Origin of the sequence: Nostoc sp. JL34, from assembly GCF_017114945.1 — a bacterium.
GTDB lineage: Bacteria > Cyanobacteriota > Cyanobacteriia > Cyanobacteriales > Nostocaceae > Nostoc.
In genome coordinates, this window is the sequence record NZ_JABXKQ010000030.1 from 1 (window position 1) to 26,623 (window position 26,623).

At 42.2% G+C, this 26,623-nt stretch carries 18 protein-coding genes; 5 read left to right on the forward strand and 13 right to left on the reverse strand.

All coding sequences use genetic code 11. The annotated features are described in order from the left end of the window. Positions 1-208 precede the first annotated feature (208 nt). The 6 genes from HWQ44_RS04745 to HWQ44_RS04770 form a co-directional block, all read right to left on the reverse strand. On the reverse strand, positions 209-1,552 hold the full coding sequence (locus tag HWQ44_RS04745) for a sorbosone dehydrogenase family protein (RefSeq protein ID WP_292715589.1): 1,344 nt from the start codon (positions 1,550-1,552) through the stop codon (positions 209-211). A 181-nt stretch (positions 1,553-1,733) separates the two neighbouring features. After that, a complete protein-coding gene (locus HWQ44_RS04750; protein WP_292715540.1) occupies positions 1,734-2,945 on the reverse strand; it encodes an EAL domain-containing response regulator in 1,212 nt (403 codons plus the stop codon). Positions 2,946-2,947: 2 nt separating this feature from the next. Next, a complete protein-coding gene (locus HWQ44_RS04755; protein ID WP_292715543.1) occupies positions 2,948-3,838 on the reverse strand; it encodes a hypothetical protein in 891 nt (296 codons plus the stop codon). Between the two features lie 208 nt (positions 3,839-4,046). Further along, complete coding sequence (locus HWQ44_RS04760; RefSeq protein WP_292715545.1) at positions 4,047-6,845, reverse strand: family 10 glycosylhydrolase; 2,799 nt, start codon at positions 6,843-6,845, stop codon at positions 4,047-4,049. Between the two features lie 109 nt (positions 6,846-6,954). Beyond that, the gene (locus tag HWQ44_RS04765; protein ID WP_292715548.1) at positions 6,955-8,289 is read right to left on the reverse strand and encodes a TIGR03279 family radical SAM protein; all 1,335 of its coding nucleotides are present in this window, start codon (positions 8,287-8,289) and stop codon (positions 6,955-6,957) included. An 83-nt stretch (positions 8,290-8,372) separates the two neighbouring features. Continuing rightward, entirely contained in the window at positions 8,373-9,197 is an 825-nt protein-coding gene (locus tag HWQ44_RS04770) for an undecaprenyl-diphosphate phosphatase (protein ID WP_292715550.1), read from the reverse strand. 458 nt (positions 9,198-9,655) lie between these two features. Here HWQ44_RS04770 and HWQ44_RS04775 point away from each other — a divergent pair, with 458 nt between their 5' ends. From HWQ44_RS04775 to nadB, 3 genes are all read left to right on the forward strand, one after another. After that, positions 9,656-10,435 (forward strand): DUF3120 domain-containing protein, encoded by a 780-nt coding sequence (locus HWQ44_RS04775; protein ID WP_292715553.1) that lies wholly within the window; start codon positions 9,656-9,658, stop codon positions 10,433-10,435. 545 nt (positions 10,436-10,980) lie between these two features. Then, complete coding sequence (psbU, locus tag HWQ44_RS04780) at positions 10,981-11,409, forward strand: photosystem II complex extrinsic protein PsbU (RefSeq protein WP_292715556.1); 429 nt, start codon at positions 10,981-10,983, stop codon at positions 11,407-11,409. A gap of 159 nt (positions 11,410-11,568) precedes the next feature. Continuing rightward, a complete protein-coding gene (gene nadB / locus HWQ44_RS04785) occupies positions 11,569-13,245 on the forward strand; it encodes an L-aspartate oxidase (protein WP_292715559.1) in 1,677 nt (558 codons plus the stop codon). A 252-nt stretch (positions 13,246-13,497) separates the two neighbouring features. Here the strand turns inward: nadB and HWQ44_RS04790 are convergent, their stop codons facing one another. The 4 genes from HWQ44_RS04790 to btpA form a co-directional block, all read right to left on the reverse strand. Further along, entirely contained in the window at positions 13,498-13,734 is a 237-nt protein-coding gene (locus HWQ44_RS04790; RefSeq protein WP_292715562.1) for a hypothetical protein, read from the reverse strand. 756 nt (positions 13,735-14,490) lie between these two features. Then, positions 14,491-16,695, reverse strand: a complete 2,205-nt coding sequence (locus tag HWQ44_RS04795; RefSeq protein WP_292715565.1) for a CHASE2 domain-containing protein — start codon at positions 16,693-16,695, stop codon at positions 14,491-14,493. Positions 16,696-17,619: 924 nt separating this feature from the next. After that, positions 17,620-18,600: a vitamin K epoxide reductase family protein gene (locus HWQ44_RS04800; RefSeq protein ID WP_292715568.1), complete on the reverse strand. Its 981-nt coding sequence runs from the start codon at positions 18,598-18,600 to the stop codon at positions 17,620-17,622. A 191-nt stretch (positions 18,601-18,791) separates the two neighbouring features. Continuing rightward, the gene (gene btpA / locus HWQ44_RS04805; RefSeq protein WP_292715571.1) at positions 18,792-19,640 is read right to left on the reverse strand and encodes a photosystem I biogenesis protein BtpA; all 849 of its coding nucleotides are present in this window, start codon (positions 19,638-19,640) and stop codon (positions 18,792-18,794) included. 763 nt (positions 19,641-20,403) lie between these two features. Here btpA and rimO point away from each other — a divergent pair. Beyond that, complete coding sequence (rimO, locus tag HWQ44_RS04810) at positions 20,404-21,723, forward strand: 30S ribosomal protein S12 methylthiotransferase RimO (protein ID WP_292715574.1); 1,320 nt, start codon at positions 20,404-20,406, stop codon at positions 21,721-21,723. Between the two features lie 276 nt (positions 21,724-21,999). Next, positions 22,000-23,529 (forward strand): DEAD/DEAH box helicase, encoded by a 1,530-nt coding sequence (locus HWQ44_RS04815; protein WP_292715577.1) that lies wholly within the window; start codon positions 22,000-22,002, stop codon positions 23,527-23,529. Between the two features lie 217 nt (positions 23,530-23,746). Here HWQ44_RS04815 and HWQ44_RS04820 read toward each other — a convergent pair whose 3' ends face one another. The 3 genes from HWQ44_RS04820 to HWQ44_RS04830 form a co-directional block, all read right to left on the reverse strand. Continuing rightward, on the reverse strand, positions 23,747-24,694 hold the full coding sequence (locus HWQ44_RS04820) for an aldo/keto reductase (protein ID WP_292715580.1): 948 nt from the start codon (positions 24,692-24,694) through the stop codon (positions 23,747-23,749). Between the two features lie 267 nt (positions 24,695-24,961). Further along, entirely contained in the window at positions 24,962-25,186 is a 225-nt protein-coding gene (locus HWQ44_RS04825) for a hypothetical protein (protein ID WP_292715583.1), read from the reverse strand. 291 nt (positions 25,187-25,477) lie between these two features. Then, positions 25,478-26,623, reverse strand: a 1,146-nt coding sequence (locus tag HWQ44_RS04830; protein ID WP_292715586.1) for a hypothetical protein, incomplete at its 5' end; no start/stop codon positions are given.

Sequence of the window (26,623 nt, forward strand, 5' to 3'; positions counted from 1 at the left end):
GGACTGGGGACTGGGGACTGGGGACTGGGGACTGGGGACTGGGGACTGGGGACTGGGAAGAAGGAATAAAGGTGTACTGAGTTTTGTTCAAAAATCAAATATGAGTCCTATACAGTCACAACGTTTCTATTGATGACAACTGCTCTAACTTTACTTTAGGCAACAGATCCTATCCGTGAATTTCTAAATGTTTGAATACGTGAATTGTTCACTCCCCCGTATACTGAATCCGATAAATCCGATTATTGGCTTCTTCTGTTAGTAGTAAACTGCCATCTGGCAAAACGAGTAAACCTACAGGTCGTCCCCAAGTGCTTGGTACAGAAGGATTTAGCAAAAATCCTGTGAGAAAGTCTTCGTAGTAGCCAAGCGATCGCCCTTTAGCATCGAAGGGAACAAATACAATTTTATAACCAGTGCCGCGATCGCGATTCCAAGAACCACGAAAAGCCGCAAAAGCACCGTTCTGGTATTTTTTGGGAAACGTTTTACCATCATAAAACTGCAAACCCAATGCTGCGGAGTGCGCCTGGAACAGTACATCTGGCGTTTGAGTCCGGGCTACTAAATCGGGACGTTTACTTCTATCATCCGTCTTTTGGCGCGGATCGAGGTTGTTTGGTGTTAGATAAGCATAGGGCCAGCCGTAGAACTTCCCCTGCTGAACGCGTGTCAGATAGTCTGGAACCAAATCATCACCGATTCCATCGCGTTCGTTGACAGTGGTATAAAGTTCCTTAGTTACAGGATGAAAGTCTAAACCAACAGGGTTACGTAAGCCGGAAGCGAAAGTTTGCTGCTGGGAACCATCCAAATTCATCACCTGTATCGAAGCCCGTGGTAGGGGTTCCTCATCCACATTGCTTCCTGAACCAACTGAAATATATAATTTATTGCGATCGGGCGAGACAACGACATTGCGCGTCCAATGGTTGTTATAACCTTGAGCAGGTAAGTCGGCAATTTTTTCCCCCTTACCTATAATTTTATTTTGACCTTGGGTATAGGGAAAACGCACCACAGCATTTGTGTTCCCCAGAAAAAATGAATTATCTGCAAAAGCCATACCAAACGGTCTATTGAGTCCGTTGTCCCCACTAGCAAAGGTTTCTCGAACGTCAGCTACACCATCGCCGTTGCTGTCACGCAACAAACGAATGCGGTTTTGCCCGGTTTCAGTCACTAGAACATCACCACTGGGGGTTAAAGCTAGCCAGCGTGGGGCATCTAAACCTTCGGCAAAAACGTTTACTGTAAAGCCTGGTGGTACGCGCAACACCGGATTTTGCGGAATGGGCACAACCTCAGGCCGCTTGGAGGCACTTTCTGTAGCGAAGGGTGCTGGTAAATTCTTCAGATTGATTCGGATGGGTGTAGGTGAAAGTGCTTCAGTTCGGACGATATTTTTTGGCTGTGTAGAATTCTGTGTCAGTTGGGCAGAAGGTACAGATGTTTGTGGTGTGGGATTATCTGAGTCAGCGCGAGTTTGGTTACAGGCTGCTGTCAAGGTCAGTAAAAAAACTGGCAGCAAGAAACGCGCAGGAACTTTCATGATGGTAGACACTATGCACAACTTTCCCACTCTAGACTTGAGACTTAATAATTGTCGCCAGTCTAAAGTTTGATTTTTATTAGTTAGTTAAGGGACTGGGGAAATCAATTAAAAATTAAAAATTCTGCCTTCTGCGGCTCACCGAACGTCCTTTTCCCTCCTCTTTACCAATGCCCAATAGTTAAACATATAAGCATTTGTTAGTTAACAAAAAATTTTCAAATTCTGCTGCTGGTAAGGGACGACTAAATAGAAACCCTTGCATAGAATTACAGTTGTGCTGACGCAAAAAAGCCAGTTCTGCTTCCGTCTCTACACCTTCAGCAACTACATCTAGATTGAGATTGTGAGCCATTTGAATTAATGCCTTGGTAATGGCTGACTTTTGTGGATCGTTAGCAACATTATGGATAAAATAACGATCGATTTTTAATGTATTAATTGGTAAATTTTTTAAATAAATTAAAGAAGAGTAACCAGTTCCAAAATCATCGATCGCAATTTTTACACCCAAGGATTGCAATTTATTCATAGTAGCGATCGCACTATTTACATCTTGCATAATCATACTTTCAGTGAGTTCTAGTTCTAAATAATGTGGTTCTAAATCATTGACAGCTATAAAATTGACTATTTTATTAATAAAATCTGGTTGATTAAATTCAATTACTGACAGGTTTACAGCAACAAGCAAGGAATTAATTCCGGCATCACGCCAGGTTTTAATTTGCTTACATACACTTTTTAATACCCATTTACCGATAGGAACAATTAAACCTGTAGACTCTGCTAACGGAACAAATTCTGTTGGGTAAATCATCCCCAATTCTGGACTTTGCCAGCGTAATAAACTTTCAGCAGCTACTATCTTACCAGAAGCAATATCGACTATTGGTTGATAGTAAATTTCAAATTCTTGAAAATTATATTGTTTTATAGCCCGATGTAAACTAATTTCTAACAACTGCATTTTTGGAGACAAGTTGTTAATTATAGTCTGAGGAGATAAATACCTTTTTAAAGTAGCGTGTTTTTCTAACCTGTTCATGATGGCACTTAATAACTCAGCCCGAGTGAATGGCTTAGTTATATAGTCATCAGCACCCATATCCATACCTCGACGGAAGTCAGATTTGGCAGATTTGGCAGTTAGAAAAATAAAGGGAATTGTTGCCGTTGATGGATCTTGGCGTAACGCTGTTAGCACGCCATAACCGTCAATTTCGGGCATCATCATATCACAGAGAATTAAATCGGGAACTTCAGAGATAGCTAAATGTACCCCGATTCTGCCATTAGCCGCCGCAATAGTTTCAAAATCCTCAGCTTCTAGCAAATCTAAAATGTTTTCACGGACTGCTTCCTCATCTTCTATTATTAAAATTTTGGGCATAATTACCTCAATTTATATTTTATTTTTTTAAAATTAAAAATGTGTTCCAGCAGTTTTTCATCCATGCAGCAGGTTACAGATTGATGTTGACTGGTGAAAGAAATCAACCGCCGATAGTCCAGATTCATCTGTACTTTTTCTAAAAATTGTCGCCAGTATTCGACCAAATTGAAGGCTGTTGGTTTATACTCTAATTTTCCCGCTTCTGACTTACCAATAATCAACACACCATTGAATATTTCAGTCATGATTATGTGATATTTGGGCGTATTCGTCTGCATAACCCTAGTATTAAACTTACGGTAGAAGTCCAAATCCTCCTCATGAACTTCAATGAGGTGAGTGTATTTGCCTGTCGTATCTTTACGTACTATAGCGCGTGCTAGTAATGATTTGTACTTGGGTAATAGTCTCTCAACGAGAATCTGATGTTCTACCTTAAAGGAACCAATATTAGTCTTACTTCTAGTTTTCTCTGTTTTTTGTGCCAGTGTTTGACAGATACTTTCAGAGGTAATGTTACTTTGGTTATCTATAACTGCTAGTAAATCCAACCACTGCTGGCGTAACAGTGATAGCACTGAGACTATCTCCAAAAAATCTGACATGTTCAATGTCATAACCGAGGTATGCATAACTTCAAAAATATTGGCTGTTTTCAAGCTAGTCCCAGAAGCTACCAGCAGTACCATATCATGCTTGATGAAGCACTCCAGTACCTGCGAAGATGAAGAAACAAATACACTCTTGCGCTGTGCTAGCATCAGTGCGTATGCGTAGCCCGTCGTACACATCACACCTAATAGTGATTTTTCTAGCATAATCATCGGTAGCAAACAGTCAATTATTGAGTCTAAGTTTTGTAGCCCTAGAAGCTGAGGTAAGGCTTGCATAGGTTTTTCCGATAGCTATTATTAAACAATAGTTATCTAAAGCTGGTTATCTAAGTATTTTCCAATATTTTGACGCCAAATAAGTAGTAATATTTGGGATAGAAACACTACAAAAAGTGTGTTAAGAATTACAACCTAGCTTATATCCAGCTAGTTGGAAATTGGGCATTGGTTATTCTCCTTGTCCCCCTGCCTCCCTGCCTCTTCATTAAGGACGCAACTGCACCCGCCGTTCGCCGTAACGCAATAGCCTTTCTATAGTTACAAGCCGATTTTCCCAAACTTTGACTTGATAGGAATTGGACTTAAGTTCTTGGCTCATTAATACCCGAAATTGAGACTGAAAGCGAGTTAGAGAGGCTCTCGCTACTAGTAGCTTACTAGGAGAAGGGGAAGCGGCAAGCTGATTTAAAGCACTGCGTAAAACTTCTGCCTGGTTGTTAAAATCTGAAATTGTCTGAGCAGGCCTTTGTAGTTGGTCATTTTGGAAAACAAATTTCCATTCCCGTTGCAGCGCAGTGTAACGGATAGCGGCAGTTTGAAAAGGCTGGCGGTGAGGAATCGGTTCACTTGTTGTGGATTTAACCCTTCCTTGGGTGCTACTAAAGAGTTTTTGGAGATCGTTGTTAAAATTCTCTGCGGCAAAGAGTGCATAACCACTAACTGGCAAGTCTCTTACCAACTGGAGTTGATCGAATGTCCCGATTGTTGGCAAAGAAAGTAAGCGAATTCCCGGCACCAATAAGGTAGCTCCCAATTGTTTAGAGGCAATCCAGGGTTGAGCAAGTCGTTGAAAGCGAGAAGTATCCAGAGCATAAGTCATGGGAACGATTAAATCTACATCCCCTCGCCTTGCCCAAGTTTCCCAGTTTTGTTGAATTTTCTGAATCCGCTCTAGTTGCGGCAAAGGAAATACTGCAACCGACAAAATTAAATTTGGTTGCTTTTGTCGCAACTGCTGTGATACTTGAGCAACAAAGCTATCAACTTGCTCGGTGCGAAATGTTGTCCACTTTTGCCACAAGTCTGCTTGGCTAGGAGAAATATTTACCGGATCTACACCAGTAAGTTGCTGAAATTGCGCTCTTGCAGCTTTGCCATAGCCGTAGGTTCGACCTGCTGATGGGTCTTGAAAAGGATAGCGAATGTAGTCTAGCTGTAGACCATCGACATTATATTTAGTGACAATTTCCTCAAACAGTTTGAGCAAGTACTGCCGCACTTCGGGGTTGGCTGGATCGAAGAATGGCTTAGTCTGCCCAACGGGAATCATGTTGCCAAGGTTATCATAGTTTGCCCAATCGGGATGAGCCGCCAGTACTGGCCCTGGATAATCAGGATTCAGATTGAGAATTTCATTGTGACGTTGGTTACCAGCAGCAAAAGTCCAAACCCAAGCGTGTAATTCCATGTCTCGCTCATGGGCTAGTTTCACCGCTTCTGCCAGTGGGTCCCACCCACGAATTAATGGGTTTTGCTCTTTTGCGACTTGGCTGGGATAAATGGTATAGCCAGCGTTAACAGTTTCAAAGAAGACGGTATTAATCCCGGCTTGGGCGAGGCGATCAAAAATCTGGGCTAGTCCCGCCTTACTACCAGCACGAACAATCGTCCCGCGATCTAACCAAACTGACCGAATTTCTGGTTGAGCCAGTCTCCGATCAACAGGAAACTGCTGCCACAAAGTCGTTTTAGCGACCAGCCACTGCTGACGAGCCAAAGCGTAGTTTTTCTGGGCAATCAATAGGGGTAAATTTTTGGCAATTACCCTTACCTGTGCCAAGGCTTGGTCTTTACTTATGACTAGCCCCCCCACTTTAGTTGAGGCCAATTGCGTCGGCTGTTCCTTGACAGATTGAGGGGTGTAGATGTTCAAATTCCTAGAAGACTGCTTTCCCTCAGATATCGCTTCACCAACATTAGCCGCATCGGCTAACACCGCTAAATGAGCGCTTTCTACACGACCAATCAGATTTTCTAGCTCTTGTTGGAGGGCGATCGCTTGGTTGTTGTCAATCGGCTCATTGGAGTTGGGTAGAACATCTAGACGCACCGCTTGTTCCAATTGGTCAATAGCCTCCTGAGAACTTGGGGGTTTCACCATAGGCAATGGTCTAGATATGGGAGCGGTGGCAGTTTTAGGAGGAGTGGGGGATGGAGAGATACGGGGAGGGGGAGACGCGGTGATGGGGAGATTTCCCCGTGTCTCCCTCGGTGCAGCCGCCACAGTCGTAGAGCAATTTTGGGAACCTCCTGCTATTTTTTTCATGCGATTTGATGGCGCTGGTGCTGTCAAATAGTGATTGAGAGCAGCTTTTAACCAGGCATTATCTAACTCGGCGGCTGAGGCTGTATCTGTTCCCCAACGCCAGCCTAAAAAGGTGGAACGCTCAGTTGTCACTACTGCGGCAGGATTATCTTTGGAATTCCAAACAGCAGGAGATCCAGTGCCCATATCGTTGGGAATCACAACGCCACCACGCACTTTGCCAAATAGTCCAGTTTGATTTGCCCATTCTGGGATCTTGGTTTTTGCGGGTTGAATCTGTTCTGTATCACTGAGGCTGAATCCCCAATAACCTCCCAAGAGCGATCGCAATAACTGTCGTACTCCTGGCGATGACAGACTACCTATAGGCCCACTGGCAATCAAACGCCCTCCCTTACTCATCCATTCTTCTAGGGCGATCGCTTGGGTAGGTGTTAATGTCTCAATGTTTGGCAAAAATAATACTCGACGTTCGCCCCAATCTGCCCCACTCTTGACATCATTTAGAGGAACTACACAATATTTCACCCCTATTGCCTGTAAGCGATCGCTTATTCCTGTCCATTGATTCGCATTTTCTTGGCCATATACTACGCTCAATACAGGATCTTCAGTCGCCGCCGTTACTGGCAAAATACTAAAACTATTTAAAATTAAAAACTTAAAACCTAAAATGAAGAATCCGGCTTTGTTTATTTTTAAATTTGCCTTTTTCTGATACTTTTCCTGATTCTTCACTCCTGACTCCTCAGTGGATTAGTTATTAGGCATTACTTCTTATTTATCATCCAGCATAACAATAAATTACCTCCGAAGAACAACGGATCTTTGACAATTCAACCTGAGCCTAATTCAAAATACATGTTTGGATTAAATCTTCAACTCCTGCTACTGGAAAAATTTTTGTATTTAGTCTGCTAGCTAATTCCTGAATACTCATATCATCTAAAAATACTAATTCACCATTTTTTAACATGACATTCGGTAGCAAAATCCCATCACCTAAATCTTGCCCTGCTAAGTTTAAAAGCAAATCATGACCAGTTAGTAATCCGGTTACACTGATAGTTTGTCCCCAATAATCACTACATAAAGCACGCATATTGACTTCTAAACCTTCAACAAGATTTAAGCGTTTCAAAATTGGTTGAAATGCTTTTTCTACGGCGTTGCCCACTACCCAAGTGAATCTTCTCTGAGGATAAACTTTTGGCGGCAGTAATTCTGCTGCAACGGTGGCAAATTGCTTGAGAAATAATTGAATTGAACCAACTCCGTTATCAATTTGGGGATATTCTTCATATTCAGATTCGCTGGGTAATTCCTCACCAGCAATCAAAAACCACTCATCGGCTAACCAAACAACGCTGGAACTGAACTTTTGGCGAAATTGCCGCGAGAGCGATCGCACTTGAGAAATCACTTCTTTGGCTTTTTCTCTGGTTACGGGTGTGAGTTCATCTTCTTGGGGTCGAAATCGTGTCAACCCAACTGGGACAACTGCCACCGATGCCACCACAGGCACTTCACCAGTATGAAAAGACGCTAAATCTTTGAGAGTTTGTTCCAAATGTTTGCCATCATTTATACCAGGACAAACAACTACTTGAGCATGAATTTGTAGTCGCCTTTCTTGAAACCACTTGAGTTGTTCTAAGATTTTTCCCGCACGGGGATTTTTTAGCAGTCTAATTCTAATTTCAGCCTCCGTGGCATGAACAGAAACATACAACGGAGACAAGCGCATCTGTTCAATCCGTTGCCATTCTCTTTCTGGTAAATTGGTTAGGGTAAGATAAGAGCCGTATAAAAAGCTCAGACGATAATCGTCGTCTTTCAAGTACAAGCTAGTACGCTTACCTGGCGGCTGTTGGTCGATAAAGCAAAATGGACAGCGGTTATTACACTGAATTAAGCCATCAAATAAGGCAGTTTCAAATTCTAGCCCCAAGTCTTGGTCATAATCTTTTTCGATTTCTAGGCTATGAGTTTTACCAGTAGCGTCTAAAACTTCTAGTTCCAAGACTTCATCAGCACACAAAAACTGATAATCAATTAAATCACGGGGATGTGTACCATTGATTGCAACGATCGCATCCCCAGCTTCAAAGCCAATCTCTGCGGCTATTGAGTCTGGAAGAACTTTGGTAATTCGGGCAGGATGAAGATGAATAGTATTCATAGGGTATGGGGTATAGAGCATAGGGCATGGGGCATTAGTCATTTACTTTGGACTAATGACCAATGACCAATGACTAATGACTATTATCCTTTCCAACCTGCTGCGATCGCCAGTAAGATCGCACTACCGAATGCTAATCTATACCATACAAAAATCAAAGTGTTTTTGGTTGCTAAGTATTTGATCAAAAATGCAATTGATAGGTAGGAAAAAATCAAGGTTGAAATAATTCCTACAATTAACAGTCCAAGAATGTTATCTGGCAACTGGTGGGCTTGAAACAACTTGAATATTTTTAGGCTTTTATACAGCGTCGCAATGGTAAGAGTTGGAAACCCTAACAAAAATGAGAATTTCGCTGCTGTAGCGCGTTCTAATCCTAAAAATAAGGCAGTCGTCAACGTCGAGCCAGAACGAGAGACGCCCGGAATCAAAGCAAGTGTTTGTCCCAATCCAACCAAAATACCATCCTGAATCTGCAATGACTCAAAACCTCGCTTCCGACTGCCAATTTTTTCAGCCAAAGCTAGTATAAGTGCCATGATAATTGACATAATGCCAATAATTAATGCACTCTCAGGTAAAATATCTTTCAAAAGAAAGCCGAAAATTAAAGCAGGCATTGTTCCTACGACAATACCGACAAGAATCTTCCATTCTTCACGTTGCCAATCTTTGGCTTTTAGTGCTTCAATTCCACCTTTGACAATACTATAAATCAGCGACCAAAAATACCCCACAATTGCTATAACACTGCCAAATTGAATTGCATCAACAAAATCTTTAGAACCTAGTTCTTTCCAACCAAATAGCTTTGTTACAATTAGAAGATGTGCGGTGCTACTAATTGGCAAAAACTCTGTAATCCCTTGAACAATACCTAAAATAAAAGCTTGAATAAACTCCATATACAATTAATACCTTTTTCCTGTTCTAGATATTGTGATGAACATTGTTTGGCTGATGATGTTGCTTTATATACTCTCTATTGCACCCAATCTTGTAGAAAATTCAATTTTACCGATCAATAACATCATCGAAGACGCTGACTATGTTCTTACACCCATCTCAATAAGTCAACGCAATTTGGGAAATTCATCAAACTTTAATATTTAGCGGACTAATACCAGTTCACTTTTTAGCTGTTAAATTTTACCCTTCACCTCTCTGTAGTCCCTCATTTACAAGGAACTACAGAAGAGTCATGTAAATAGTGCAACTTTAATGGATTAGTCTGGCACAGAATGTTTTGTTTGGTTTGCACCACCGCTCCAGGAAATTTCAGTATAATCGCAATGCCCCAGGGGGGGATTTTAAAATGTGATATCTTAAATAAGATAAAGTTTAGTAACAAATATTAAAAACTTTGATTAATAATACACTGTCCTCCTACACCGCTTCTACCCCTTCTATTGATACCGAGTTGGATTTAGCTGATACTGGGCAGCAGGGTATCAGGCAATTGGAATCTACACTCTCCTTTTCTCCCTCTTTACCCTTATCTATTTCTGAGCGACAAAGTTGGTTAGTGTTTGTGGCGGCGGTGTTTTTGGTATCAGTACCAGTATTTATAGAAGCGCCAATAGTGCGATCGCTACCAAGTCTGAGTTTAGCGCTAACAGCATTTTGGGTATGGCTAAGTTTTGCCTTAATGTCACGGACTGCAACTTATGTATGGGGGGATTTGCTTTTAGGCTTTAGCTGGAGTTGGTTAGCAGGAGCGATTTACTGGGGCTGGTTACGTTGGGAACCTTTATGGCATCTGCCGATGGAATCAATCGGTTTACCGTTTGCTTGCTGGTGTCTGCTGAAAAATTGGGGCAAGGTGGGTAGCTGGTTTTATTTAGGTTCTTTACTCGGTACAGTTTTAACAGATGTATATTTTTATCTAGTAGATTTGATGCCCTATTGGCGGCAAATCATGAGAGTAGATGCAGATGGCGCATCGCAAATATTACAAAATGCTCTCATACAAGTACAAACACCTTGGGGACAAAGTTGGGCTATAATTCTCGCCCTAGTGCTGTTAACAGTCGGTATTTTACCTTTAGGTCAAAAGCAAAGATACTGGTATGCCTTTGGTGGCGCAGTTTTGAGTACAATTTTGGTAGACAGCCTATTTTTGTTAGCGGCGATCGCAGCGTGAATAAAGCAGGAGGTTGCAATGCACTTTTAGGCTTCTCTTGCCAAAACTTTTTCTAGCCCAATTTACGGCACATCAGAAATGATGCTGTAGATGATTCATTAGTTAAGAAATATTACATAACAATTCATCGGCATTAAGTCTTCCTTGGTAGGATTTTTGGTATTAGACATCGCACGGTTTCGTGTCTACTTGGGAGGTAGAATCAGCCACCCTGAAAAGATTTCCTCTAGTTGGGAATTCTACCAGGATCACGGATGCAACGCTATTGCAGCTATCGGGCACTCTTACCACGATAGAAATTTTTGACAAAAGTATAGTCAAACCCAGTAACAGTAAATATTGTGGATATTAATACGCTGTATATTAGTTTCTGATGACTGCTGTGTTAATTAAGCTATCAGCTTTTGTCCTTTGTCCTTTGTCCTTAGCGCTCTCACGTAGACGCATTAGCGGCTTCCCGCAGGGTATGACTAATGACTAATGACTAATGACCACTGTTAGCTTAAAACTTTTATTTCTGTTTGATGGAAAGAGGTAGAAAAATCGTGAAAGGATTGGCGCGTTTATTAACAGTGTTTAGTTTGTTACTTAGTTGCTGGGGATGGTTGGGAACAACTCAGATAGCCCAAGCTGCTAGTTTCAACAGTTTTGCTTTTCCCCAAGTCCCAGTTCTGGCAATTGAGCGGCAGAATCGGGCAGACGCTAAACTAGGAACGGAATTTGGTAAAAAAATTGATTTGAATAATACCAACGTCCGAGCTTTTCAACAGTTCCCAGGGCTTTATCCCACCCTGGCTAAGAAAATCATCACCAATGCTCCCTACCAAAAGGTAGAGGATGTATTGGATCTTCCAGGATTGAGCGATCGCCAAAAACAAACCCTGCAAGCCAACCTAGATAAATTCACCGTAACAGAACTAGAGCCTGCCTTTAACGAGGGAGACGATCGCTTTAACAACGGTATCTATAGATAACTGCATGTGCAGTTAATGTAGCAAATAGCAGCCCACTCCTGATTCTAGGGAGTGGGATTATTCTATTAGAGATAAGGGTAGACAAGGAGAACAAAGTAAAATTTTTTCCTTGTCTCCCCTTACTCCCCCTACTCCTCCTGCTCCCCATCCCCCATAACCTTGCCCCAGATAGATATTCCTAGCCAATTTGATGTCTTAGTAGTCGGCGCTGGTGCCGCTGGACTATACACAGCGCTGTGTCTGCCAGAATCATTGCGAGTCGGCTTGATTACTAAAGAAACCGTTGCTTTGTCCGCCAGTGATTGGGCCCAAGGTGGCATTGCCGCAGCGGTAGACCCAGAAGATTCTCCCAGGCTGCACATTGAAGATACGATCCAGGCAGGTGCGGGTTTATGCGATCGCACCGCTGTCGAATTTCTCGCCCAACTTGCCCCTAGCTGTATTCAATCTCTAGTTAACTTGGGGGTAGCTTTTGACCGTCATGGCCAAGCCCTGGCTTTAACTTTAGAAGCCGCCCATTCTCGCCGCCGTGTTCTCCACGCTGCGGACACCACAGGCAGGGAAGTTACCACTACCCTCACCGCTCAAGTATTACGTCGCCAGAATATTCAAGTCATTCAGCAAGCTTTAGCTTTGAGTTTGTGGATTGAACCCGAAACTGGTCGCTGTCAGGGAATTAGCCTGTTTCATCAAGGTAAAATCACCTGGGTAAAAGCTGGTGCTGTGGTACTGGCAACTGGCGGCGGCGGTCAGGTATTTGCCCAAACCACTAACCCGGCTGTGAGTACAGGTGATGGGGTAGCGATCGCATCTCGTGTCGGCGCCATTCTCCGCGATTTAGAATTTGTCCAATTTCATCCCACTGCCCTCACTAAACCTGGTGCTGATCGCTTCCTGATTAGCGAAGCTGTGCGCGGCGAGGGGGCACATCTCATCGATAATGAAGGGCGGCGTTTTGCCTTTGACTATCACCCTGCCGGTGAACTCGCACCTAGAGATGTAGTCAGTAGAGCAATTTTCAGCCATTTACAACGCACCGCTCTTGATTTGGCGACTGCCCATGTGTGGTTGGATATGCGCCCCATCCCCGCCGACAAGATTCGTCACCGCTTTCCCAACATCATCAAAGTTTGTCAGCATTGGGGCGTTGATGTCTTCCATGAACCAATTCCTGTAGCCCCAGCTGCCCATTACTGGATGGGTGGAATTGTCGCGGATCTGATGAATCGCACGAATATCCCTGGTTTGTACGCAGTGGGTGAAACCGCTAGTACAGGAGTGCATGGGGCAAATCGCCTTGCCAGTAATTCTCTGCTGGAATGTATTGTGTTTGGGGCCCAGATGGCTAATATTGAGTTAGAAAATATTGGGCTGCCAGCAGAAATACCAGTGCTGCCATTACGGAAATTTAGTCCTGATGCTAGTGAGTGGCACATCCAGCAAGCACAGCTAGAAGCACTCAGGGAAAAATTACCACGTCTAGTGTGGGAAAGTGCTGGTATTTGTCGGGAACAATCAAGGCTGGAAAGTGCGATCGCTACTATTGAATCTTGGCAGCAAGATTTCGCTGCCTTGCCTTTAAGTCAATTCTTGCTTGCTTTACGCCCAGCAGAACCAGCTAGTTTTGACCTACCAGATGTTGAACGGCAGTTGGGACTTTGGGCAGAAACCCGTAATTTATTAGACGTAGCTGATTTAATTCTCAAAAGTGCTGCTTTTAGAACCGAAAGCCGAGGCGGACACTACCGTTTAGATTATCCTCAACCAGACCCAAATTGGCAAGTCCACACACTTGTACAAACACATCATTGGTGGAAATCTCCACTATTGTCTTGAATAAATTACCCTAAAGAGCCTGACAGCTAAGGTTAGGGTGAGACATCTTGTATATGAGTAAAACAACGCCTTCTAGTGTGGTAGCTGCTGCGTGTAACAAGCTTTAAGAGTATGGGTATGGGTAATGATGCTCGTGACCTCCATGACTCCTTGCCATTTCCCAAGGGCGATGAGATATTTCCAAGTAAAGGATGTGCTGTTCAAGACGCTAGCTGTCTGATCGCGCTGCTTTACCACAATCTAAAATTGCTATTAGCGAGTGCCGCTACCATGATGACTGTCAGGGCCACCATAATTCGGTGGAATATACGTATCTTTTAAATTTTGAGAATTGACTTTGCCAGCAATTAAGGTGTTATTGCTAGTAGCGCCAAAAGCATTAGCACTTGTAGTGCTGTATATGCCTGTGCAAGTGGCTACTTTCGGTATTAATATGTAAGCACCTATACAGAATATTATCAACTTTGTAATTCGGAGATTAGTTTTCATTGTTTTCAGTAAATTTACTACTTTTTCATTTCAAAGGTACTTTTTAGTATTTACCGTATATTTACTGGCCTTTATGAAAATATAATATTTTAACTTTATTAAATTATTACTGGTCTTGTACAAGTAATTGTGATATTTGCTTGGAGATTAGCCTTAATTTGCTGGTATTAAATAATATTTATACTTAAGTGATATTCTTAATTGTCTATTTTTGCATCAGTCTAAAGTTAGATATGCTAATGAATCACTGTGGGCATGTTGGCTAATTCACTATTTATTAATAATACCTTAATATTCTTAAGTATAAACACTAGGTTTGCCAAATAATAACTTCGATAAAACATTAAGTAATACTTATTTTATTGTATATAAAAAATATAGTTATAGTAAAGATATATAAATACAAAACAAGATAATTGGTATTTTCTAAGGATTTGAAAAACTATATAACTATGAAATATCGCAATAAACCGAGTAAGTAGAGGTATATTTTAAAAAGTAAATATTTTTACTTTAAATTATTTGTTTTTCTAATTAGCTCTGATGACTAATTGCTTTCTAACCTGTGTTATTAGGTTTAGTCTTCAGGTAAAAAGCCTTGCTATGTCTGCATTTTGCCTACAAAGCAAGCTCTCAGCATATACGCCATGTTTTTTCAAGACAGTGCCTTGGGCATGTCTTCAGTCCACATTTCTAATTTGAAGGTAAAAATATTGACTAAGGTAAAAAAAAACTGAAGGCTTGATTCTTGATTAATTAAGCAAACTCGTAGCGATTTTTACCCAGGTGTTTGGCACGATACATTGCTGCATCGGCTTGTTTCATCAAAGTTTCACTGTCTTGACTGTTGTATGGGTAGACACTAATGCCAATACTGGCAGAAACTCGGATTGTATAGCCGTCCAAAACAATTGGTTTGGTAATACTGCTTAAAATTTTCTCGGCGACTTTAGCAGCTATTTGGACATTAGGAATTGCCCGTAAAATCACAGTAAATTCATCGCCACCCAAACGAGAAACTGTATCACTAGAGCGTAAAGAACTGCTGAGTCTTCCAGCGATCGTCATTAGCAAGCGATCGCCCGTCTCGTGCCCCAGAGTATCATTGACTTGCTTAAAGCCATCTAGATCAATAAACAGCAGTCCCAGTAACAAGTTGTTATGTTGCGCCCAATGTAACGACTCGTAAAGTTGTTCAGCAAAAAATTTGCGATTGGATAAACCCGTGAGGGGATCGTGATACGCTAAATAACGCAAGTGGTCTTCTTTGAGTTTTAATTCATTGTTAGAGCGGAATAGTTCAGCAGCAGTACGTTTGAGCTGTTCTTCTATGAGCTTGCGCTGAGTAATGTCTCGGATGACCCCGACTAAAAAGAAATTGCCTGCTGAGTCTTTGTGGAGCGATCGCTTAGTGGCAATTTGATGAGTTTGTCCATCTGCATTTGTAAATTCTTCTTCATTTTCCTGAGGTTTCTGAGTCCTCAAAACAAGATCATCCTGTTGTCGAAACACATCAGCTTCATGTTTAGGGAAAAAATCATAGTCTGACTTTTCAATTAACAACTTATTGGGATAACCAATAAATCGACAATACGCCTCATTTAAAACAATCCACTGGTGTTGTTCATTTTTCACAAAAATTGGATCAGGAATCGTGTTAATGACGTGATGCAAAAATTCTTTGGAACGTTTCCACTCTTCCTGTACATGGGCAATATGACTGATAATCCAAATAGCTGAACTGCCAAAGCTAAACAGTGAGGGAATGAGCGGTATCCACCAACCGTACAAGAAAGCAAGGTATGCACTCAGGGTTAATACAAAGCAAGAAACTAGTACACTGAGGAGGCTCCTAGTTGCGTGTTGTATCCGCCATGTTGTCACGGCTCCTAAATAAGACCAGAGAAAAACCCACAAGTATTCCACCAAGTCAGGCCAGACTTTGAATAATGCTCGTCCATTAACAGCAGCGGAGATTAACTCACTTATAAAATAAGCTTGCAGTTGAATACCAGGTACAGGCTTTGCCGTACCCATTAGACTGCTGGAGTAGGGAATGAATACAAAATCTTGGAGGCTAGGTGCGGTGGAACCAATAAGTATAATCCGATCTTTAATTAAGTTTTCTTGGACTTGATCAGCCAGTACATCTTTCATCAATACCTGGCGAAAACTACAAAATTCTCCAGATGAACTTTGACATTTGGGTTTGGGAAAATTAGCCAAAATTTGGTAGCCTCTATCATCAGCTCCCACATAAGCACCATCATTAGCCTCAAAGCGAGTAAATGCTGCCTTACCTAATTGCAAATACTCAGGGTTACTTTTTGCTTTGGCGGGAGTAATTCCCTTTGACTTTAAATACAATAAAGCCAGCTTCAGGGCAAAACTTTCATGTACTTCACTTTTAATGTGCCAATACAACAAACTGCGACGTACTTTACCATCAAGATCGTACAGCACGTTATTAAAGCCCACTTGATCCGGATTCAGTCCCAGTGGAGGCAAAACACTAAAGTTTTTGTTGTTATCATTTGCTAGTAGTTCAATACCAATCAAGTTGGGCATTGACTGATAAGCATTACGTAGTTCTTGATTACCAGGCTCTACTGGTAAATTTCTGTAGATATCTAAGCCAATCGCACGGGGTTTGTGGACATTTAATTTTTGCAACAACTGGGCAACCTTCGCATCTGGAATTGGCCACGAACCTACTTCGTTTAAATAAGCCTCATCAATCACTATGATCGTAATCCGGTCTTCTGGCGGTTCATTTGGACGTAAGCGAAAAAATTGATCCAAAGCTGACAGCTCCAAAGATTGCAATAATCCAATGGAGTGCAAAAGCAGGACGCAGACTGCAACGCTGGCGGCAGTAATCAATTCTCTCTGCCCTCGACTAAGCGATTGTTTCAGTCCAAAGATTAACTTCACAAAACGCTTGCCTAGCTGCTGATTCATTCCCATTACCTAGTAGGCAGAAATATTCTCTATTTCCTATAGCTATACGACAGTTTTTAGGCGATGCCTGCGGCGGGCTACGCCTACGCTATTTATCAAATATCCTTTGGTTTGAAAGAAGGTATTTTTGTTAATGCACAAGATAATAAATTTGTACAGTGCGTAAGTTCTAAGCTATTAACTATCGGACTAACATAGCTCAAGCGGGAGCTAAATAGAGTTTCTAAGAGTTTTTTCAACTCAGCAAGGTTCTTCAAAATATCGTGGTATTTGTGATGTATTACCATATATTGAGTCCAATTATCTGACTAAACGGTAACTGAGGCTTTTGTAGCTATCAGCACAAATTAAGAAATATTGTTGAAAGTGAGTTCAGTGAATTTAACGTCCAAAGCCTTGTTTGGTAAAGCTTACTCAATTAAACTCGTACATTTATGATCTAATTAAATATTTTACTGAGAATTACGGTAACTTCCAACAGACACACCTTTGGGTTCGGCGCTGACATGATTACATCCCAAGGTGGCTCCAAAGTGCTGCAAAAAGAAATTAAAATATACATTAAATTAGAGTAAATATACTTGATTAATTTCCTTCAGCTTCAAGTGTTGTCCGATAAAAGCCGCAAAAAAATTGGTAATGGAGTAAGTATTGGACAACATTTATCATCTATTACCAAAAACAAAAAAGCCAACTGGAAACAGACTTTGCTGTATTCATCCAGTTGACTATGTATAGTGGCGTGGCAAGGCTAAAATGTTGCAAAAAATTGTAGGTTGGGTGGAGCGGAGCACAACCCAACCTACCTGCCTACGTCTAATGCACTATTTTAAGCTTGCCATGCTAATAGGTTGTGATACTACACCGTACTGGTGGGTGTAGCCTTCCCAATTGGCAACCGCGGCTGAGGCTAACTCAAGGAAATTACTTGAAATACTTGAAGTTACGAGGCCCTGTGTAACCAGAAACTTTCGCTAGTTCCTCTAAGTTTTGGACTCCGCTATAGCTTTTAGCATTGATGATCCAAGTGGGGAAGCCTTCAACTTTTGCAGCTTTACACAGTTCTGTTTGAGCTTTTAGTCCATCAGGAGCGCACTCTACCTTAATATCATTATTGATTATTTCCTCGGCTTCTTTACCAAAAAGTAGCTTTTGTTCATGGCAGTGAGGACACCAGTAAGCACTGTATTCCTTAGCACCTACCTTCGCTAGATGCTGTGCTAAGGCTATTTCTGCCTCACCAGAAGTAGTGGTAACTTCCCAACCGAATGCTGGGTTAGGGTCTCCTTTGGAATTAAAGGTAATTTTAACGGGTTGTCCAGGAGTTCCAGATGTAACAGATTGATTCACGCCAGCATAGACACCTAAAGTACCAATCAGCGTCACCATCCCTACAATTAGAGCGGTAAAGAAGATTTGTCCAATATCCTCCCAAGTTCGACCGATAATCGTCAGTACTAAAAGACTGAGGGAGAACAAAGCTGAACCGATACAGTAAGGACAAATAGCTTTGATTTGAGATGCTAGCACATACATTAAGTAGCCGCTAAAGACAGACATAGCGATCGCACCTGCCAGCAGCAGCCACCACGTCCAATTTTCCAATTGTTTGCGGCTATTATTTTCCCCTGAGTTGAATACCAAGGGAGCCAAAGCAAATATCACCATACTGATATATGCCAAAAATCCAAACAAGGCTAGTGGCTGACCAAAAACTGTTGCCCAAGGACTGGAAAGCACATCATTACAGCCCTTAGCACCAGCCTGTGCCACACAAGCTGCACTGCCTCCTGTTAACTTTTCTATGGTGAGATAACCTGTTGTCAGCGCACCACATCCAGCGATCGCGGCAATCAATGGACGTGACCATTTATGAATCCAAGGAGTAGAACGGCGGCGAATCATAAATTGTTATTGGTTAATAGGCATTGGGTATTGGGCATTCGGCATTGAAAAGAGGCAAAGGGGCGGGGTGCGGGGGGCAGAGGGGAAAACTCTTCTCCCTTACTCCCGTTCGGCTTACCTCGACTCCGCTCGGTACAAGTCGCTCACGGCAAGCCTGCTCCCTTGCTTCTTCCCCATTCCCCATGCCCCAATTAAGAATGTAACTTCACTTGTTCTGCTGATTTGCTTTCACTTTTGGAGTTCCAATTGCGACGGGCAGCTTCCACAAATTGACTGACCCGAATTGGGTCAATTGGTTGCTCTATGCGTCCATGACGTTTCAGGGAACTGGAAACTATTACACCATCTGCTGCCTGCATTAATGTATCAATATTTTCCCAATTAGCCCCACTACCGATGAATACTGGTGTGCCAGCTGCTGCACCACAAGCTAGTTCTAAATCTTCTAAGTTAGGAGGACTACCAGTAGCCCAGCCGGATAAAATCACTCCGTCTGCTAAACCCCTTTCAATGGTGTCTTTTACGGCGACTGTGAGATTTGGAGAACTCAAAGGACGAGCGTGTTTCACCAACACATCGGCCAGGATTTTAACATCAGAACCTAACTCCCGTCGATAGCGGAGTAGTTGATGAGCTTCTCCCTCAATTAATCCTTGGTCGGTTGCCATCACGCCTGTGAGGACGTTAACACGAATAAATTGTGCCTGCACACAGCTAGCGATCGCCATTGCACTTCTGGCGTCGTTTCGCAAAACATTTAAACCTATAGGCAAAGTCACCAAATTCTGTATCCGCTGTACCACAATGGTCATGGCACTCACAACCACTGGATCGACTTGGTTTTTGGTAAACGGCGCGTCAAAAAAATTCTCTACGATTAGACCATCAACCCCTCCACTTGCCAGGGCTGCGGCTTCTTGTTCGGCGCGGTTAATCACCGCTTTTAGGCTACCTCCCCAACGGGGTGAGGTAGGCAGTGGCAGCAGGTGAACCACGCCAATAATTGGTGAGCGAGTTTTAAATATCTGATATAAGTCCACGTCTTTAATCCGCCTCGCGGAGTCCAGAGTCCAGAATTTTTTGACTATTGAACGCCAGTTCAACGCCGTTCCCGTTCCCCTGAAGGTCGGGAACCTCTATAGGAGGGTGGCTCTTCAACGGGGAAAACCCCGCACGTGACTGGCTTCTCTTGACCCTTGACTCTTGACTTTTCATTAACTAGTCAAATGTGTTTTATGATAGTCGGTTTACTGCCTCCTTCCTAAGATGGAAATTGGCGTCAAACCTCCCATAAGATATGTTAAGATAAAACCTGGCTACAAGAGGAGTTTGCCACTCACTAGACGCAAGGCAGCTTTCCGTGGTTTAGGCGTCTCGTCCGCGCACAGTCGTTGGACTTGCCAATCGCCAGGGTAGCATTACTGCTTTATAGGCGTAGTCGCTTTCGTCGATTTCCCTGAGGGTAGCGACTTCTCACAACAAGCCCTTTGGGCGGCTTCCCGATGGGTAGGTTAACAACGCACACGCTGCGGTAATGTAAAATACCAATAGGCGAATTGTTAAAAAAGATTACAAGTGTCAAATGTACCCAAAGACACTTCAATTTACCCTGGGGAACAGATTGATAAGAATATCATAACATGACCTCTATTTTTATTATTGATAGGGTCATAAGTCCACGGACAATTACTGACAGTGGGGATCTGCCGCTGTATTGTGATTACAAGGATAGTGATCGGAAAAAAGCGAAATTAGCGCTGGAATGTTTGATTACAAGAAAAAAAATGAAGATATTTTCAAAATATGGGTGACAAGCCAACAATTGCCATTTCTCACCTGGGCTGCGAGAAAAATCGAATTGATACAGAACATATGTTAGGACTGCTCGTAGAAGCAGGCTACGGTGTAGATACAAACGAAGAGTTAGCAGATTACGTTATTGTTAATACTTGTAGTTTTATTGAAGCAGCCCGGCAAGAATCTGTCAGAACCTTGGTAGAACTGGCAGAGGCAAACAAGAAAATCGTAATCACTGGGTGTATGGCGCAACACTTCCAAGAACAACTTTTGGAAGAGTTACCTGAAGCAGTAGCCGTTGTGGGTACTGGCGATTATCACAAAATTGTAAATGTAATTGAGCGTGTAGAACAAGGTGAGCGGGTCAAACAGGTTAGTATTGAGCCAACTTACATTGCCGACGAAACTACACCGCGCTATCGCACTACAACCGAAGGTGTAGCTTACCTCCGGGTTGCCGAAGGTTGTGATTATCGTTGTGCATTTTGTATAATTCCTCATCTTCGAGGGAACCAGCGATCGCGTACTATTGAATCTATAGTCGCCGAAGCGGAGCAGTTAGTTAGTCAAGGGGTAAAGGAAATTATTCTAATTTCCCAAATCACCACTAATTACGGTCTAGATATTTACGGTCAGCCAAAATTAGCCGAATTACTTCGTGCTTTGGGGAAAGTAGATATACCGTGGATCAGAATGCACTATGCTTATCCCACGGGACTGACCCCAGATGTGATAGCGGCCATCCAAGAAACACCCAACGTCTTGCCTTATCTGGATTTGCCCTTGCAGCATTCTCATCCAGAGGTTCTCCGCGCCATGAACCGTCCTTGGCAAGGACGCGTAAATGATGGGATTATAGATCGCATCAAAACGGCGCTACCAACAGCCGTATTGCGGACAACATTTATTGTTGGTTTCCCAGGAGAAACAAGCGAGCATTTTGAGCATCTACTAGAGTTTGTTCAGCGGCATGAATTCGATCATGTTGGTGTCTTCACCTTTTCCTCTGAGGAAGGAACCCCAGCTTACAAATTGTCAAATCAGTTGCCCCAGTTGGTGATGGACGAGCGCCGATACCAACTTATGGAAATCCAGCAACCGATTTCTCAAAAGAAAAATCAACAGGAAGTAGGCAAAATCGTTGATGTCCTGATTGAGCAAGAAAATCCTGAAAGTGGTGAATTAATAGGTCGTTCAGGTAGATTTTCCCCAGAGGTTGATGGTCTGGTGTATGTCAAAGGCCAGGCAAAATTAGGAACCATCGTGCCAATAGCGATTCACCACGCTGATACATACGACCTCTATGGTCAGGTAGTCAATAACTAAATTGTTATTTGTCTTTTGTCCAAAGTCCATTTGTTAAATGACCCTTACAGATTCATCCTTGTTCTGAGGTCAACACTGCATTAATGGCAGTTTTCATGAGGGTTTACCTGAAGTTCGCGGATTCGTTGGCATAGCTTCTCCAAGAGTTGAGGCTACGCTATCGCCCTTGGCTCACTAATAGCCAAGAACTAATGACTAATGACTAATGACTAATGACTAATAACTAATGACTAAATGACTAATCCAAAAATCCTTACAAAAAATTTAGGAGAATTAATGACTCTTTCATTTCAAGAATTAGGCATTTCCCAAGAACGTGTCGAACAATTAGAAAAAATCGGTTTTACCGAACCAACTAACATTCAAGTGCAAGCAATTCCCCAATTGCTTGCCGGTCGTGATGTGGTCGGTCAATCTCAAACTGGAACAGGCAAAACGGCAGCATTTTCTCTGCCAATTTTAGAGCGGCTAGATATCAATCAGAAAGCCGTGCAAGCCATAGTTTTAACACCAACTCGTGAATTAGCGATGCAAGTTCACGATGCGATCGCCCAATTTATCGGTAATGAAGGATTGCGGGTGTTAGCAATCTATGGAGGTCAATCAATTGACCGCCAAATGTTACAACTCAGACGTGGCGTTCACATGGTTGTGGGTACTCCCGGACGGGTAATCGATTTGCTCGATCGCGGCTGTTTAAAGCTCGATCAAGTGAAGTGGTTTGTGTTGGATGAAGCTGATGAAATGTTGAGCATGGGCTTTATCGACGATGTAATCAAAATCCTCTCGCAAGCGCCCGTAGATCGCCAAACAGCTTTGTTCTCGGCAACAATGCCACCATCAATTCGGATGTTGGTGAACAAGTTCTTGCGATCGCCTGCAACTGTCACCGTTGAACAGCCAAAAGCCGCTCCTAACAAGATTAATCAGGTAGCTTATCTGATCCCCCGCCACTGGACAAAAGCCAAAGCTTTACAGCCAATTCTGGAAATGGAAGATCCAGAAACAGCTTTAATCTTCGTCCGCACCAGACGCACCGCCGCCGAACTTACCAGTCAGTTACAAGGCGCTGGTCACAGTGTAGATGAATACCACGGTGACTTGTCTCAACAAGCACGGGAACGGTTATTAGTCAGATTCCGTAACCGTCAAGTTCGCTGGGTGGTAGCAACTGATATTGCAGCACGAGGGTTAGATGTCGATCAACTCTCCCATGTAATCAACTTCGACTTACCCGATAGCGTAGAAACCTACGTCCACCGTATTGGTCGTACTGGTCGTGCTGGTAAAGAAGGAACAGCAATTTCTTTAGTACAACCATTTGAGCGGCGCAAGCAGCAAACATTTGAACGTCATAACCGCCAAAGTTGGCAAGTGCTGACGATTCCTACACGCGCCCAGATTGAAGCAAAACACATTCTGAAATTGCAAGAACTAGTGCGGGAAGCTTTGACAGGTGAGCGTTTGGCTTCATTCTTGCCCATTGTCAGCGAATTGATTGAAGAATACGATGCTCAAGCGATTGCCGCAGCCGCATTGCAAATTGCTTACGATCAAACTCGTCCCGCTTGGTTGAGTTCAGACGTGGAAATTCCCCAAGAAGAATCTTCTGCTCCCAAACCAAGACTCGGTAAGCGTCGTGAATCTTCTAGCGATCGCCCCCGTTCTGCGTGGAAATCAGATAGCAGCAATGGAGATGAAAGACATTCTTCTCCCAAGCCAAAACTGCGGACAAGTGGGCACGAGTCTTCTGCATCTCCTAGTAAAAAGATAGGTTCACCAACAGCTAGAGAATCAGCTTCTTAGTCAACAGTTAGAAGTTAATAAATTTTGGATTTTAGATTTGAGGTTTTTTCTTCAATCCAAAATCCAAACCTAAAATTGGAGAGTTGAGAGTTAGAAGTCAAGATTTTGACTTTGGCTCTTGACTTTTTGGCTTTTTGGGTAATTTTTTCTACCAGTTTGTAGGAAGATCAATTTAAAGATTCCTGTGTTTGAGTAGAGACGTTGCATTGCAACGTCTCTACAGCCAAGGACGACTAACTAGTTCTAACTCTCCAATTTCATCATCGCTCAATTTCCAACCCAAAGCGCCAGCATTTTGCCGTACCTGTTCGGCTGTCTTCACCCCAGCAATGGGAATAACATTCTCCTGAGCAATTAACCAGTTGAGAGCAACTTGGGCAGGGGTGCGATCGTATTTTTCTCCGAAATTTCGTAGCACAGATATGACTGGGGCAATTTTTTGCAGTCCTTCTTTCTTAAATCGCGCGTCTATTTTCCTCGCACCAGTGGGGGTTTCAGCACTATCAATACTGTACTTGCCTGTGAGTAATCCTTGTGCTAAAGGACTATAAGCCAAGATAGTCACACCCAACTCACGGGCAGTTGCGATAATACCTTTACTTTCAACTTGGCGACTGAGTAAAGAATAGCGCACTTGGTTTACAGCCAAAGGTACTCCACGGTTCGCCAATATTTGATGCGCGTCTCGCATTTGCTCTGCTGAGTAATTACTTACACCAACTGCCGCAATTCTACCCCGCTTCACTTCATCCGCTAGGGCATTCATCAAAGTTTCTTGACTTAAAAAGAAGGCAAAAGGCCAATGTACTTGATACAGGGCGATTCGCTCTAATTGCAAGCGTTTGAGGCTGGCTGTTAAAGCATCCGAGACGGATTGGGCTGTAAATCGCCACGGTAGGGGGCCAAATTTTGTGGCGATTTGTACAGGTTGTTGTGTCTGTTGCAGAAATTGCCCCAAAAATTTCTCTGATAATCCCATTCCATAGACTTCGGCAGTATCAAAGAAGGTAATACCAGCATCTAAGGCTGCGGTAAAGGCTTCTTGTAACTGTTCTGGGCCGTAGCGATCGCCATAATTCCAAAATAGTTTATCACCCCAAGCCCAAGTGCCGATGCACAAGGGTGTAACAGATGGGCCATTTTGTCCCAATGTGATGTTTTCCACGGTTGCAAAATTTGATTTCTTTACATTTCTTTACTTTTATAGTGTATCGTTACAGATAAGATTGGGTGCGATCGTCACCACTTGGCTGCAAATCTTGTTGTGTCGCAGCTACGCCCGTCGTAGACATCGCGCCTTGCATAAAAATTTAAAACCTGAATCAAACGCGCATAAACAAGATCCCCGACTTCTTCGAGAAGTCGGGGATCTGCGGGTCGCAATTCTCACAAATCAAATAGGATTGCTATAGTTGAGTGTATTTACTTGTATTTATGAATTAGATGATTTATCCTGCTTGGCTTTTTTGATTAATTCCATGTAGACATTAATCTCACTAATTTCTACATCATGCTCAACTCTGGTTACTTTCCATCTCTCCTTTTTTAGGTAAACTTCCTCTCCTACTCTGGGAGTAAATTGAAGATCGTAGAACTTTTTTAGAAAATCTTTTTGATTTTCTTCCCATAATATTACTTTGACTGGTTCTTTAGTCATTGCTTATGCCTTTTTGGTTACTGGATGAAGCTAAGTACTTTGATGACATACATACGGCAAGTTTATCTTACTAATTCAATGTAATAGCGTAGTGAAAACCACATTTTTACATTGATATTTTTATGTGGCTTGATTGCGTCCGATAAAGTTACAGAACAATACGATAACTCTAGTCAGCATTACTATTGGGTTTATTTGAAAATATTTCTCCGTGTATTGGGGTTTAATGAAACATAAGTAGAATGTGTCAAACTAATAGTTATTGCAGCTGATGAATACTGATTCATACAGTCATTTAGCAACGCCAAAATTTTTATACTCCCTAATATACTTAAATGGAAAAGGGATTACGGTACTTTGCCCTGTGCGGACAAAATCAACATCCATAGTTTGAAGGAGTTGTCTGAATATCAGTTTCGAGTCCTTTACTGCAAGGATTTTACGGAGATGACAGGCATCTTTGAAAGAATAATCTTTTACATTTTGATCTCCCACGAAATAATATGCTTCTTTTTCAGTCTCGCCGAAATATTTTATATTGAGAGAAGCGTCAAATAAATCTTCGAGATTTTCCTTCTGTTTTGAAAAAATCAGCCTTATGTGATGTTTGTTTAGAAGATAGTTCCGTAATTCAGATGAAATATTTGAACTCCTTCCTAGCCTTTCATTCAGAAGTTTTTTGAAGCTTCTTTTGTCTAGTTCATTGCTACCCAAAATTTGTAATTCATCGGAAAATCTCACAAGTTCTTCACTATCTTTCCTAGAACTTTCAGTCATAAATTCTTGTATCAACCCTGCCAAAGCCTTTCCACTTCGCTTATTTTCGGGAAACTCAGTTTCGACTTCGTTGATAATAGCTTCAATTTTAGAAAGCTCAGGAATGGTAATTTCATCGCTACGGAATATCTGATTTATATCACCTGTATCAGAAATAACAAGACCTTCCAATGTCCTGCTTTTATCCCCAGAGCTACTATCTATCATAGCATCTTTATATTTGTCAAATTTTTCCCAGTTAAATATGCCTCGGTCTTCTATTTCATAAAATTCAAAATTACCATTTGGTTGGATTTCCATAAAAATAACGTGATTTCTCTCTTCATCCCAAGCAGCAAAAGTCCAAACTCCTTTTAATTCAAGTTTAGCCCAATCAAACAGGTTCAATGTTCGAGAGCTAATATCACGCTTTATAAGCTGTTCTTTTATAATTGTTTTAACAATAGCGTCAGAGACATTTATGCTTGATTCAATTGTGAGGTGCTGCCGCCGGAATTCATTTGTTGAAGGGAGATATTCGTCTTCTTGTCCCATCTTTTCATAAAAGTCGGCATCATGAATAATTCTAAAATTTAGAGCGTCTCTTTTATCACGTTTACCAACAGTAAGTAGGTGGGCGGAAAAATTTACAGCTATGTAACGAAAAGTTAAGTAGTAGAA